12 protein-coding genes and 2 tRNA genes are annotated in these 13,423 nt (G+C 43.8%); 4 read left to right on the forward strand and 10 right to left on the reverse strand.

Annotation, left to right across the window (positions count from 1 at the left end; genetic code table 11):
• Window positions 1–198 precede the first annotated feature (198 nt).
• Together AC1EK3_RS03020 and AC1EK3_RS03025 are read left to right on the forward strand one after the other, a co-directional pair.
• The gene (locus AC1EK3_RS03020; RefSeq protein WP_480033573.1) at window positions 199–1,794 is read left to right on the forward strand and encodes an aminopeptidase P family protein; all 1,596 of its coding nucleotides are present in this window, start codon (window positions 199–201) and stop codon (window positions 1,792–1,794) included.
• A 284-nt stretch (window positions 1,795–2,078) separates the two neighbouring features.
• Window positions 2,079–2,981, forward strand: coding sequence for a carbohydrate kinase family protein (locus tag AC1EK3_RS03025; RefSeq protein ID WP_480033572.1), 903 nt, complete (start codon window positions 2,079–2,081; stop codon window positions 2,979–2,981).
• A gap of 79 nt (window positions 2,982–3,060) precedes the next feature.
• Here the strand turns inward: AC1EK3_RS03025 and AC1EK3_RS03030 are convergent.
• The 8 genes from AC1EK3_RS03030 to AC1EK3_RS03065 all read right to left on the reverse strand — a co-directional run bounded on the left by AC1EK3_RS03030 (window position 3,061) and on the right by AC1EK3_RS03065 (window position 10,008).
• Window positions 3,061–3,134 (reverse strand) — tRNA-Ile (locus AC1EK3_RS03030).
• Window positions 3,135–3,236: 102 nt separating this feature from the next.
• Window positions 3,237–3,917, reverse strand: coding sequence for an ECF transporter S component (locus tag AC1EK3_RS03035; protein WP_480033571.1), 681 nt, complete (start codon window positions 3,915–3,917; stop codon window positions 3,237–3,239).
• Window positions 3,918–4,210: 293 nt separating this feature from the next.
• Window positions 4,211–4,282: transfer RNA gene (locus AC1EK3_RS03040), tRNA-Glu, on the reverse strand.
• Window positions 4,283–4,389: 107 nt separating this feature from the next.
• Entirely contained in the window at window positions 4,390–5,208 is an 819-nt protein-coding gene (trmB, locus tag AC1EK3_RS03045) for a tRNA (guanosine(46)-N7)-methyltransferase TrmB (RefSeq protein WP_480033570.1), read from the reverse strand.
• Window positions 5,209–5,366: 158 nt separating this feature from the next.
• Entirely contained in the window at window positions 5,367–5,825 is a 459-nt protein-coding gene (locus AC1EK3_RS03050; RefSeq protein ID WP_391496343.1) for a cell division protein SepF, read from the reverse strand.
• 24 nt (window positions 5,826–5,849) lie between these two features.
• On the reverse strand, window positions 5,850–7,061 hold the full coding sequence (gene ftsZ / locus AC1EK3_RS03055; protein ID WP_415689297.1) for a cell division protein FtsZ: 1,212 nt from the start codon (window positions 7,059–7,061) through the stop codon (window positions 5,850–5,852).
• Between the two features lie 202 nt (window positions 7,062–7,263).
• Window positions 7,264–8,418: a tRNA dihydrouridine synthase DusB gene (dusB, locus tag AC1EK3_RS03060; protein ID WP_480033569.1), complete on the reverse strand. Its 1,155-nt coding sequence runs from the start codon at window positions 8,416–8,418 to the stop codon at window positions 7,264–7,266.
• A gap of 69 nt (window positions 8,419–8,487) precedes the next feature.
• Entirely contained in the window at window positions 8,488–10,008 is a 1,521-nt protein-coding gene (locus tag AC1EK3_RS03065) for a glycine--tRNA ligase (RefSeq protein ID WP_004105144.1), read from the reverse strand.
• A 138-nt stretch (window positions 10,009–10,146) separates the two neighbouring features.
• Between AC1EK3_RS03065 and AC1EK3_RS03070 the strand changes: the two genes are divergently transcribed.
• Together AC1EK3_RS03070 and AC1EK3_RS03075 are read left to right on the forward strand one after the other, a co-directional pair.
• Window positions 10,147–10,512 carry an MTH1187 family thiamine-binding protein gene (locus AC1EK3_RS03070; protein WP_480033568.1) on the forward strand — a complete coding sequence of 122 codons (366 nt, stop codon included), beginning with the start codon at window positions 10,147–10,149 and terminating at the stop codon, window positions 10,510–10,512.
• A 74-nt stretch (window positions 10,513–10,586) separates the two neighbouring features.
• Window positions 10,587–11,819, forward strand: a complete 1,233-nt coding sequence (locus tag AC1EK3_RS03075) for a M20 family metallopeptidase (protein WP_480033567.1) — start codon at window positions 10,587–10,589, stop codon at window positions 11,817–11,819.
• Window positions 11,820–11,836: 17 nt separating this feature from the next.
• Here AC1EK3_RS03075 and AC1EK3_RS03080 read toward each other — a convergent pair whose 3' ends face one another.
• The gene (locus AC1EK3_RS03080) at window positions 11,837–12,631 is read right to left on the reverse strand and encodes an isoprenyl transferase (RefSeq protein WP_119526860.1); all 795 of its coding nucleotides are present in this window, start codon (window positions 12,629–12,631) and stop codon (window positions 11,837–11,839) included.
• A gap of 2 nt (window positions 12,632–12,633) precedes the next feature.
• Entirely contained in the window at window positions 12,634–13,380 is a 747-nt protein-coding gene (recO, locus tag AC1EK3_RS03085; RefSeq protein ID WP_119526862.1) for a DNA repair protein RecO, read from the reverse strand.
• Between the last annotated feature and the right edge of the window lie 43 nt (window positions 13,381–13,423).

Genomic DNA, 13,423 nt, shown 5'->3' on the forward strand with positions numbered 1-13,423 from the left:
CAACACACGCATATAAATATGTTGTGACAATATTCACATAACAAAAAGAGTTTAAACGCACTTTGTAAATTGCGTATAAAATCTTGCTATTTTGCACTAAAAAACTCGCATAAAACACTAAATAAGACTATGTTAGTTTATTGACTGTTTATTTACTATTTGTATAACTTGCGCAAGCAAAAATTAAGGAGTCTCATAATGGCAGAATATACGCCAACTGAGCACGGCGAAGAGTTAAAAGCTGACGGCACGCAGAAGGCAGAAGATCGCGTAAATAACCGTTCACTTCGTCCAAACAGTGATTCTTTTAAAGATTTTATGACGAATGGCTGGGATAACCAGGAGCCAGAAGTTAAGGCTCTTGAATCTAGCAAGTATATTCCAGCTCGTTTAGAGGCTCTTTCAAAGCGTTTCCCAGGCGAACGTTTAGTTATTCCTGCAGGACAACCAAAGGTGCGTAATAACGACTGCGATTATGCTTTCCGCCCAGACACTACATTTGCCTACTACACTGGATTAGGACAAGACTATGAGGCTGGTGCCGTGCTTGTTATGGAGCCAGTCAGCAAAGATAGCGAAGAAGCTAAGGCTGGAAAAACACATGTACCTGAGCTTTTTGTAGCTCCACGCGCAGATAACAGCACTTCATCATTTTACAAGGATCCTCACTATGGAGAATATTGGGTTGGTCCTCGTGCAGGCTTAAAAGAACTTAAAGCGATGACCGGCATTGAAACGCGCGATATTGCAGAACTTGACGACGCTATTGCAAAGAACGTAAGCGACGACGCTAATGGTGAAGGCATTCGCGTGCGAATTGTTCGAGAAACCGATCCTGAGCTTACTGCAAAAGTTGAAACAATGCGCGAAGCAAGTGGATTTACTGATGAAGATGCAAACACTTGCGCAGACGACAAATTGCACGAATTCGCTGCAGAAGCACGAATGCTTAAGGACGACTACGAAATTCGCGAAATGCGCAAAGCTATTGCAGCCACAAAACTTGGTTTTGACCGCATGCTTACGCGTTTGCCTAATGCTTTAGGTCATGAGCATTCCGAGCGCATGATTGAGGGTGCTTTTAATTCCGTTGCTCGCGAGGAAGGAAACGAAGTAGGCTACGACACTATTGTTGCTTCAGGCAAGCACGCGCCAATTTTGCACTGGATGCGCAATACTGGCGTTGTTTCCAGCGGAGAATTGCTACTTATTGATGCCGGCGTTGAAGTTAACAGCCTCTACACTGCTGACATTACACGCACTTTCCCAACAAATGGCAAATTCACTGACTTGCAAAAGAAGCTTTACCAGTGCGTTCTTGACGCTCAGCAAGCCGGTTTTGAGGCTGCTAAGCCAGGTGCAACCTACTCCGATATTCACCATGCTTGCATGCGCGTTCTAGCTGAGCACTTGCACGAATGGGGAATTTTGAAAGTTAGCGTTGAAGAATCACTTTCACCAGAAGGTCAACAGCATCGTCGTTGGCACGCTTGCGGTGTTGCTCATCATCTTGGTTTGGACGTGCACGATTGCGCACAAGCACGCTACGAGTCTTACCAAGGCGCAAAAATTACTCCAGGAATGATATTCACTATTGAGCCAGGATTATACTTTGCATCTAACGATTTGATGCTTCCTGAAGAAATGCGCGGAATTGGAATTCGTATTGAAGACGATGTTCTTATGACTGAAAACGGTCCAGAATGGCTTTCTATTGACATTCCAAAGCAAATCGATGACGTAGAAGCATGGATGGCTGAACAAGCTCACAAAAGTGATATTTTTCAGCATTAATCAATAAATCAAAATAATAGAAAATATAATAAAACGAAATAATAATAAATATAGTACGCCAGCATAAGCTAAATTAAACGTACGCAATATGGCACTTATGGTGCGCTCTATAGAAACGTAACACGCATTGCGCATGTTACTTATCGCAAGGGCGCACCATAATTGTTTATGTAGCATTTTTACAAGCAAAATTTGCATCAAAATGCTTTTGAAGAAGCGAGAAGATATTTAGTAAAAGTATAGCTCTACAAACTTGCTGCACTGACGCGCGCGAAAGGAATATTATGACTAAGCCAATTGTTCTTTCACTCGGCGAACTTTTATGGGATTTACTCCCACACGGAAAACGTGTTGGCGGAGCGCCAGCAAATTTTGCATATCATGCACAGTGCCACGGAGCGCAAAGTTGCATGATTAGTGCTGTTGGTCAAGACCAACTCGGCGACGAGCTGATTGACAAAGTGAACAAAGCTGGCATCACTTCAATTATTCAACGCAACGCTTGGCCAACAAGCACTGTGGAAGTAACACTAAAAAAGGGAATACCAGAGTACACTATTCTACGAAATATAGCATGGGATCATATTCTTTACACTCGAGAACTCATTGATTTAGTAGAACGAGCGGATGCGGTATGCTTTGGCACCCTAAGCTTACGTTCTCAAGAAACTCACGACACAATTTTACAATTGTTAAAGCATACTAAGCCTGGAGCGATGAAGTTCTTCGACATTAACATTAGAAGCGATCACTACTCTAAGGATCTTATTGACACATTACTTCAAGAAGCCACAGTATTTAAGCTTAACGATTCGGAACTATTCTTATTGCGCGACATGTTCAATATTCGCGACACTTCAGACGAGGAAGCTTGCAAGTGGTTCCAAGCTCGTTACGGACTAGATTATGTGATTCTTACAGGCGGCTCTACTTTTAGTACGATTACTACTAGCACCGGAGAAAGCTCTACTATTCCAACGCCACACGTTGAAGTTCTTGACACAGTTGGCGCTGGAGACTCGTTCTCAGGAACATTTGCAGCTCATATTCTTAAAGGAGAAAGCTTGCAAGAGGCGCATCGCGCAGCTGTTAATACTGCAGCATTCGTGTGCACTCAAGAAGGAGCATGGCCTAAGTATCCAAAGCAAATACCAGACTACTTAGCAATGGCAGAAAATAACAAATAAAACAAAAATAAAATTTAAATTATAAGATACAAAAATGCCACTTCATAAACCATAATGAAGTGGCATTATTAATATCTTGTGGGGCCTCAGGGGCTTGAACCCTGGACCGACGGATTATGAGTCCGCTGCTCTAACCGACTGAGCTAAAGCCCCACGCTAACAAAGTTAGCAACGACTAGATTAGCACATACCCATAAACGTCGCCAACTCAGTGAGTCGAACTAGAATAACAGACTCTCTAGCATGCTCACGCGCTCACATGCGCTCAGTTCGTCCGGAAGCAAAGTTATCAAGAGCACCAGTTTTGCGCAAAGCCAAATACACAAACCACACAAACACTCCAGAAAGCAACAATCCACTAATAAGCTCATTAATCATATGAATAGTAATATAACTTGAAGCCTTAGCTTGATACTTAGTAAATGTTAGGAAAACTCCATACTCAAACGCTACTAATAATCCAGATGCAATGCTTAAAGTCAAATTAAACTTTCGCAAACGGAAAATTAAGAACGGAATCTCCGCAAACACACCCTGCAAAAGTGCAGAAATAAGCGTATCTCGCATATTAAACGGAGTTCCAAGAAGCACCTGTACAAATGCTGCAACAACATTTACATACACTGCAGAACCTGGCTTACGAATAAGCAAAACTGCAAGAGTTCCAGACAAATACCAAACACCATGCGTGATGCTTGCAAAACCAGGAAGAACAGCTGAATTCAAAGTACGAATCAAAGGAATAAACACCAAGCCATAGCCATACAAGATAACGCCAAAAACAGCAGCAAGAGCAGCACCTAATGCGATATCCGCAACACGCCAACGCATGCTTACAACCCTATTAATACTAGAAGCAGCATTACTATCTACTTTATCCGTTACACAATTAGATGATTCTAATCCATTATCATTTGTATTGAAAATATCGCTCATAGGAAATCCTTTTTTAAGCTGCTGCGCATTGTAAATTACTTAATTGAATACTTCCTGACCTACACAGCCCGGGCAGAAGCACCAATGAGAAAGTGTATCATCTCTAAAAAGCACAACATACCTTTTGTGATATTTAATACATTGTCAGAAGTTATGCCGATTTATAAAAAATATGAAAGACTAATTGCTGCGCAAAAATACGAAAATAGGGTAAGCAGCAAAAATAGAAATACGAAAATCAGAAATACAAAAAACGAAAAACGCCGCTGAAAATACAGCGGCGTTGTAATTTGTACCCCCTAAGAGAGTCGAACTCTTGTTGTCAGATTGAAAGTCTGGTGTCCTAACCGTTAGACGAAGGGGGCTTCGAACCAAACCATATGATATTAACACTCAAAAAAGAGTCGCGCAACTCACGGCGTGTTGAGGTTAAGTACAACTGCAAAGCTACGAGAACAGCGGCTGCAGAGGGTTATTGCGCTAGGTAAGTGAAATCGTGAATCGTGCGACCAGCATCCACGCCTTTGCGCTCAAAATTCGTAAGAACGCGACCAGCAAAGCGTTCGGATTCGTTAAAATCTGCGTGTGGAAGAGCTGCTGCAGTATCGGCAGTACCTTTTCCAACATGCTCAATTGGAAGACTTACTTTTAATTCGCCAATATTTGCGAAATCTTCGCGAGAATCCATAATCTCGTGCACATGCAAAGCGTAATCTTCAATATCTGTAGCAATGCGCCAAGCGCCCCCCTTGCGCAATGCATGGTGAATTGTAGAAGCAAGCTCTGGTTGTACTATACGACGCTTATGGTGGCGCATTTTAGGCCATGGATCCGGGAAGAATGTCCAAACTTCTTCTAAAACTCCGCAGTCGCACGCAGCAAAGAAATCAGGAGCGTTAATTTGTGCAATACGAAGATTAGTTAAACCTTGCTTTCCAGCTAAAAGCATTGTGTGAGCAACGCCTGGATCATAAACTTCAAGCGCCAAAAAGTTAGTTTCCGGCAAACGTTCGGCTGCAGCAACAATGTTTTCGCCTTGCCCGGAACCGATTTCAACAATAAGCGGATTATCATTGCCCCACTTATCTTTAATCCAATCATGCGTAATGCGCAAATTCTCGCGCAATCTAAAAGAGCCAGGTGCTTCAGTAACGTCTAATAGGTACTGACTTGCATAACGCTCCTGAGCGTGCTGTAAACGCGCATCTAAGCGCCCAGAACGACGCACAAACGACAATACAGTGCGTTGCTTGGCTTGCATAGTGTTTTCGTTTTCATTTTCACTGCTCATTAGATTACTTTCGTTATTTGGGCTACATGCCTTTAGTTTAAATTCGTATGATTTAGTCATGCTCGAACGCATCGCTTTTATGCTACCAAAGAGTATAAAAAAGCAGCGAAAGTTGTTAAACAAACGCTGCTTAATTAATTATTTAGCAAATACAATTTTTAAGAGAACAAGTCACGCGCATTATTGCCGTTCGGAGCGTCCTCTACTTTGATATTCACTTGTGCTGGGCTTAGCAAAAATACCCTAGGAGTTACGCGCTCAATAGAGCCACGAACACCAAACACAACTCCAGCAGAAAAATCAACAATACGATACGCAACTGATTCAGTCACACCAGTAAGGTTCAAAACCACTGGAACACCGTCACGCAAAGCACGACCAACCATTTGCGCATCATCGTAAGACTTAGGATGAATTGTAGTAATACGACTCATACGACTAGCATTCGCACGAGCAGAACCACCACGCAAATCATTACCACGTTGCGACACAGCAGGAGTTACCGAGCGATCATTATCGAATGACGTTTCTTGAACATCAGATTCAGCATAATCATCGTCTTCAGGCACATCTGCCATACCAACGTATGACATTACGTTCTTCATAAAGCCAGCCATGAAGCAACCCTCCTCTCGTTACGCTTAACGCAGAAAATCAGGAATATCTAGTTCGTCAGGTTCAGCAGGTTGCTGTACAGGAGCTGCCGAAGGAGAATATTGCTGATTAATTGAAGGCTCAAACATAGAAGGCATAGAAGCAGGTTGTTCTACTTGTGGAGCAGCTTGAGCTTCCTCTTTGAAAGATGAGGTAGACTGTGCAGGAGCTACAGGCTTAACATCCGCTTGCATATCAACAAACTGACCAGCTTTAGCTGAGGACTCCTCCGCCTTAGGATGAGCATCAAATCCAGCAGCAATAACCGTAACTCGAACCTCATCGCCGTAAGAATCATCCAAGGAAAGACCCCAAATAATTTGAGCTTCTGGATGAATAGCTTTACGAACAAGTTCAGTTGCAGCAGAAGCTTCCTGAAGCTTCAAATCACTTGGACCTGCGATATTAATCAAAGCACCGTGAGCACCCTCAATGCTTTCTTCCAGCAATGGGGAGCTAATAGCGATTTCAGCTGCCTGAGTTGCGCGATCCTCGCCTTTTGCAGCACCAATACCGAACAATGCGGTACCTGCTCCGCGAAGAACAGCCGTAACATCAGAGAAATCAACATGAATATAAGAATTCATGGTAATTAAATCAGTAATGCCTTGCACACCTGCGAGCAATGCAGTATCTGCAGTCTTAAATGCTTCAATAATTCCAATAGTACGATCAGAAATTTCCAAAAGACGATCGTTTGGAATAACAATCAACGCGTCAACTTCTTTGCGAAGATTCTCGATACCAAGCTTTGCAGATGCAGCACGTTGCGGTCCTTCAAAACCGAATGGACGCGTAACAACAGCAATAGTCAAAGCACCTTGCTGATGAGCTGCACGAGCCACAATCGGGCTTGCACCAGTACCCGTACCGCCGCCTTCGCCGCAGGTAACAAACACCATGTCAGCACCCTTAAGTGCCTCTTCAATGTCTGATTGATGATCCTGCGCAGCTTTAGCACCCTTTTCAGGGTCAGCACCAGCACCCAAGCCTCGACTCGAAGCATCAGATAATGAAATTTTTACATCAGCATCAGAACGCAGTAAATCTTTAGCGTCAGTATTAATGGCCACAAACTCTACATTCTGTAGGCCCTCGCTGATCATCCGATTGACGGCGTTACCGCCGGCACCACCGACGCCGACTACCTTGATGATGGTTTTGTCGTTGAAATTGTCAGTCTGGGCAATCTCGCTCACCGTTATCTCCTGTCACTCACGCACGTTTACACAATATTTTAGCGCAAAACGCTCGATACTGACGACGTTTTCACAATAAACTGAAAAAATGTCACTGCTTTGATAATACACCGTGCTATATGCAAATATGAACACAAGGTGATTTTAATAGAATATTCGCAAAATAATCAGAGCAAAAAAATGACGAAAGACCTAGAAAACACTAGTAACTTGCATCCATTGGATCATCACCAAATAACGCCTCTCGCTCTTCGTGACTAGTTGTACGAGAATCTAACCACCCATACGGCAAATGAACTTTTTTAGCAAATCTAACTCGTCCACGCGGCGTGTCTAACACTTTTTCTGGCAAACGAAGAGAACCGTCAAGCATATCGAGATTACGTTGAACATCCTCAATCGACTCGCACTCCATAAAAGCTTTACGAGTGCCACCGCCAACAGGAAAGCCCTTTAAATACCAAGCAACATGCTTACGCAAGTCGTGAACAGCCATACGCTCGTCACCATCATAAAACTCAACTAAAAGCTTCAAGTGACGCAAAATAACAGAACCAACTTCTTCCAAAGTAGGATTCACACGATTATCGCTACCTTCGCAAGCATTGCGAATATCAGCAAACAACCATGGTCGACCTTGGCATCCTCGACCGATAGCAACGCCAGCGCAACCAGTTTCCTTAAACATTGCGAGCGCATCTTCCGCACCCCAAATATCACCATTGCCAAAAACTGGAATATCGAGTGCTTCTACAAGCTCGCCAATACGCGTCCAGTCTGAATGACCACCGTAATATTCTGCAGTTGTGCGAGCATGCAAAGTTACAGCAGCGCATCCTTCTTCTTGCGCAATATGGCCAGCTTGAATAAAAGTTTCATGACTCTCGTCAATTCCAACGCGGAATTTAGCTGTAACAGGGATTCCTGCTGGCTCACAAACGGAAACAACGCGATGCAAAATTTCTTGCAACAAATCTGTTTTCCAAGGAAGAGCAGAACCGCCGCCGCGTCGCGTCACTTTTGGAACTGGGCAGCCGAAGTTTAAGTCAACATGATCAGCCATGTTTTCGTCGACAACAATTCGAGCTGCTTGTTCTACAATAGAAGGATTTACACCATAAAGTTGCAAAGAGCGCACTTTTTCGCTAGGCGCAAAACGGCATAAACGCAATGCTTTTGGATTTCTTGCGACTAAAGCTCGCGCTGTAATCATTTCTGCTACATAAAGCCCGTCTGGACCAAATTCGCGGCAAATTACGCGAAATGGCCAGTTAGTGATCCCAGCCATTGGAGACAAAACAACAGGAGTTGCAATATGAACTTTCCCTAAATCCACTGGTTTTATAGAAAAATTCATATTGCTTTAACTCCGTTCACTTTAATAATAATTTTGCTTATTAATTCTTAAGCGCTGCTAAAGCGCGTATTAGTACAATCCGCCAGCAGTCGCGATTTGTACAGGCTTAGACTCGTCTTCGCCTGCTTCTTTAGCAATATCCGTAGCACCGTCGGCCGCACGAGTACCGACGATTTCAACAGGACCTTGCGGATACTTAACGCGCTTTTCGTTAATGCGGCTAGCAACGTAATCTGCAACCTTGTCTAAGGAAACACGCTCTTGTTGCATAGTGTCGCGCTCGCGAATTGTAACAGCATGATCTTCCAAAGTATCGAAGTCGACTGTTACACACAAAGGAGTACCAATTTCGTCCTCACGACGGTAGCGACGGCCAATAGCGCCGGCTTCGTCGTAATCGATAACCCAGTCATGCTGACGCAAATCTGCAGCCAAATCTTGAGCAACAGCTTGCAATTCTGGCTTCTTGCTCAAAGGCAAAACTGCAGCTTTAACAGGAGCCAAACGAGGATCAAGTCGAAGAACAGTGCGCTTATCAACGCCACCCTTAGTGTTTGGAGCTTCGTCAACGTCGTAAGCATCGACCAAGAATGCCATAAGCGAGCGCGTAAGACCAGCAGCAGGCTCAATAACGTAAGGCACATACTTTTCGCCAGTAGCCTGGTTAAAGTAGCTCAAATCCTCGCCGGAATGCTTAGCATGAGCAGACAAATCGTAGTCAGTACGATTTGCAATACCCTCAAGCTCTCCCCAGTCAGATCCTTGGAAACCGAATTTGTATTCAATATCGACAGTGCGCTTGGAATAGTGGCTGAGCTTCTCCTTAGGATGCTCATACATGCGCAAGTTTTCTGGCTTAACACCCAAATCCACATACCAACGCACTCGAGTGTCGATCCAATACTGGTGCCAAGCTTCGTCGGTTCCAGGCTCTACGAAGAATTCCATTTCCATCTGCTCAAACTCGCGAGTGCGGAAGATGAAGTTTCCAGGCGTAATTTCGTTACGGAAAGACTTACCAATATTTGCAATACCGAAAGGTGGCTTTTGACGAGTAGAAGTCATGACGTTCTTAAAGTCAACGAAAATGCCCTGAGCTGTTTCTGGACGCAAATAGTGCAAGCTGTTTTCGTCTTCAACAGGTCCTAAATGAGTGCGAAGCATCATGTTGAAGTCGCGCGGCTCAGTCCAGTTTCCGCGAGTACCGCAATCTGGGCAAGCAATGTCTTTTAAGCCATTTTCTGGCATTTTGTCGCCATGCTTTTCAGCATAAGACTCTTCCAGCTTATCTGCACGATGACGCTTATGGCAATTCAAGCACTCAATTAAAGGATCGTTAAACACGGAAACGTGACCAGAGGCAACCCACACCTGTGAAGGCAGAATAACGGAAGTATCCACTCCAACAACATCTCCACGCGTGGTCACCATGTAGCGCCACCATTCGCGCTTGATATTATCTTTTAACGCAACGCCAAGCGGGCCGTAATCCCACGCAGAACGCGTGCCACCGTAAATTTCGCCGGCTGGAAACACAAATCCTCGACGCTTAGCCAAGGACACGACTTCATCAAGCTTTGAAACAGCCACAATACACCTTTTCGTAAAACTAGAAAATTCGGGTGAAAACGTTGCTATTATAGAAAAACCCTGTGACGCTTGTAGAATTATCAAAATAACATAAATATTGCAGTTCGTTTGCTGTGGAGCAAGTTTAAAGGAATTAATATGAGTGAGAATAATAACGAGAATACAACCGACAATGCAAACGCCCACAAAACTAACACGGTTGCAGCGTTGTGCATTGCTCCAAGCGGAGTCGGAGAAGAGCTGAGCGAGTACGTGGCGGACGCCGTGCAAGTAATTCGCGATTCTGGATTAAAAAACGAAACTAACGCAATGTTCACGAATATTGAGGGCGAATTTGATGACGTTATGCGCGTTGTGAAAGACGCTACGATGGCTTTAGTTAGCAAAGGATACCGCACCGGGGTAATACTAAAATTAGATATTCGCCCTGGTTTTAGCAATCAACTTGACGCAAAAGTCGATCTTGTAGATAAGATTCTCGACGAACGAAATAAAGAAGAATAAAACTGAAATCAAATAATCTCAAATAATCTCAAAACTCAAAAAAGTTATAATAAAACAAAAGAAAGCAGGAATTTATGCTGCAACTTACGGCAGTTCAGAAAATATTATCCGATTTAGATGAAACCCAAGCAGAACGAGAAAAACAATACAAATACTTTCATCAACATCCTGAACTGTCAATGAAAGAAGATCATACAGCTCAAACAATTATTGATATTCTTAGCAAAGCTGGGATTGAAACAAAGCGAGTTGGAAAAACAGGCGTTGTGGCAGAGATTAAAAACGGCGAAGGTCCTGTTGTTGCTATGAGAGCGGATATCGATGCGCTTCCAATTAAAGAAAATTCAGGAAAAGATTACACTTCAACAGTTAGCACGCAAGACGAAAATGGCAAAACGGTTGGAGTTTCACACGCTTGCGGTCATGATTTTCATATTTCCAGCCTACTTGGTGCCTTGAAGGCTTTTAATGAACATAAAGATGCTTGGAGAGGAACGTACATTGGCGTTTTTCAGCCTGGAGAAGAAACAGCTCAAGGCGCAAAAGACTTGGTGAAAAATGGCATTACGAGCATGATTGCAAAGCCCGACGTTTACCTTGGTCAGCATGTGTTGGGTGCTATTCCTGCAGGAACAGTCGGTATTCGTCCGGGCGCGTTCTTAACTACTGCAGCTTCGATTCGCGTGCACATTTTTGGTAAAGGTTCGCATGGTTCTATGCCTGAGTTGAGCGTTGACCCGGTGGTTGTTGCTTCATCAATTGTGCTTAAATTGCAGACGATTGTTTCTCGCGAACTTGCAGCTAAAGATTACGCAATTGTTACAGTTGGCGCGCTTAATGCAGGAAGTAAGTCGAATATTATTCCTGATGATGCCGAGCTTTTAATTAACACAAGAACTTATAGCGAAGATACTCAAGAATTTGTGCACAATGCTATTGAACGAATTGTGCGTGGAGAGTGCGAGCTTGCAAGATGTCCGAAAGAACCAGAGTTTACGTATTATGATCGCTATCCGCTTACGAATAATGATCAGAATGCATCTTTGCGCGCGCGTAAAGCTTTTGATGAATACTTTGGAGAAGATTCTGTAGATATTTCGCGCGCTTCTGCTTCGGAAGATTTTTCTATAGTCGCTAATGCTTTTAAAACTCCTTACGCTTACTGGGGCTTAGGTGGTTTTGCGGATATGCAGAATGCTCCTGGAAATCACAATCCGGCATTTGCCCCAGATTTGCAGCCCACTCTTAATCGCGGATTAGAAGCTGCAGTCGTAGCAGCTTGCGCTTGGCTCGCTAGCGAAAAGTAACAAATCTTAGTGGGATACTAGGCGTTTTTTACGCCGCCAAAGCGACGGTCGCGATGTGCATAACGGTCAATCGACCTCCACAACGCTTCGCGGCCGTAATCCGGGAATAGTTCCGGCACAAAATCAAGTTCCGCGTAGGATGCTTGCCAAGGCAAAAAGTTGCTAGTGCGCTGCTCGCCAGAAGTGCGAATAACCAAATCGCAATCTGGAATATCCGGATTATACAAGTGCTCAGCAATCATTTTTTCAGTAACACGATCGCCCTTAATTTTGCCGTCTCGAATTTCTTTCGCGATTTGCGCGCAAGCATCGGCAATTTCTGCACGACCGCCGTAATTTATGCAAAAGACAACGTCAATAGTTTTATTATTTTTGGTGATTTCTTGCGCTTTTTCCAACTCGTCAATAACAGACTTCCATAATCTAGGACGACGACCTGCCCAACGAACGCGCACTCCCCACTCGTTCATTTGCGCAACTCGCCTATGGATAATCTCCCTAGAAAATCCCATTAAAAAGCGCACTTCTTGCGGAGATCGCTTCCAATTTTCGGTAGAAAAAGTATATAAGCTTAAATAGCGAACTCCTGCTTCTATAGCTCCTGCAATAACGTCAAAAACTACCGGTTCTGCAGCTTTATGACCTTCGGTTCGAATCATTCCGCGCTCTTTTGCCCAGCGTCCGTTTCCGTCCATAATCACGCCGATATGACGAGGCACTTTGCCCTTAGGAAAATCTGGTATGCGAGAAGGTTCACTAAAAGGAGCCGCTGGAATATTAAGCGACGTATAATCCACGTTTTCAAAAGCCATACTTACGAATGTAACAACCCCATCGAACGAATAGGTCGCTCAAGATAATATTCAGCCCATTGCTGAACGCATCGCATAGTAGAAGAATCAACCGACACTCCGTCAAGAACAGACCAGTTTCCTTGTGCAAGCGCACACAATTGCAAACGAGTCGAATTAGCACAAACTATTGAATCCGGAGTGTGATCGCTTGCACACATCATCCCACCTGCGCAAGGCGAAAAATAGCATAAATCTTCATTTTTGCCACATACAACACAAGCCTGTAGCCGCGGAGACCACCCAGCTAATGACAATGCTCGCAATATATACGACATGCCAATAGCATTAGGAGAATGCTTATGCTTAGACAATGAAAGTAAAGCCGCAGTAAGTAGACGATACTGCCCTAGCGTATCTTGATATTCACGCCTGTATTCATCTGTATATTCGTTAGAAACAAGCAAATCCACAACTTCAAGCATGACGTTTGCATACTCATAGGACGTATAATCTGCACAAATTTCGCCAGCATAAGCAGCAATAGAAACAGCCTGCGAGACTACATCCAAAGATTTACCTTGCGCAAGAAGCAAATCGACACGCATAAGCGGCTCAAGACGACCGCCAAAACGTGATTTAAGCCTACGAACTCCCTTCGCAACAGCACGAACTTTGCCATGCCGCTTAGTAAGAAGCACAATAATCCTATCCGCTTCACCTAAAGGAAAAGTACGAAGCACAACAGCTTCATCGCGATACAATGGCATAAATCAAACTATATCTTTTTTAATAGTTAGTTTAATAGTTAGA

The sequence above is a fragment of the Gardnerella sp. C0026F2 genome (assembly GCF_056590715.1).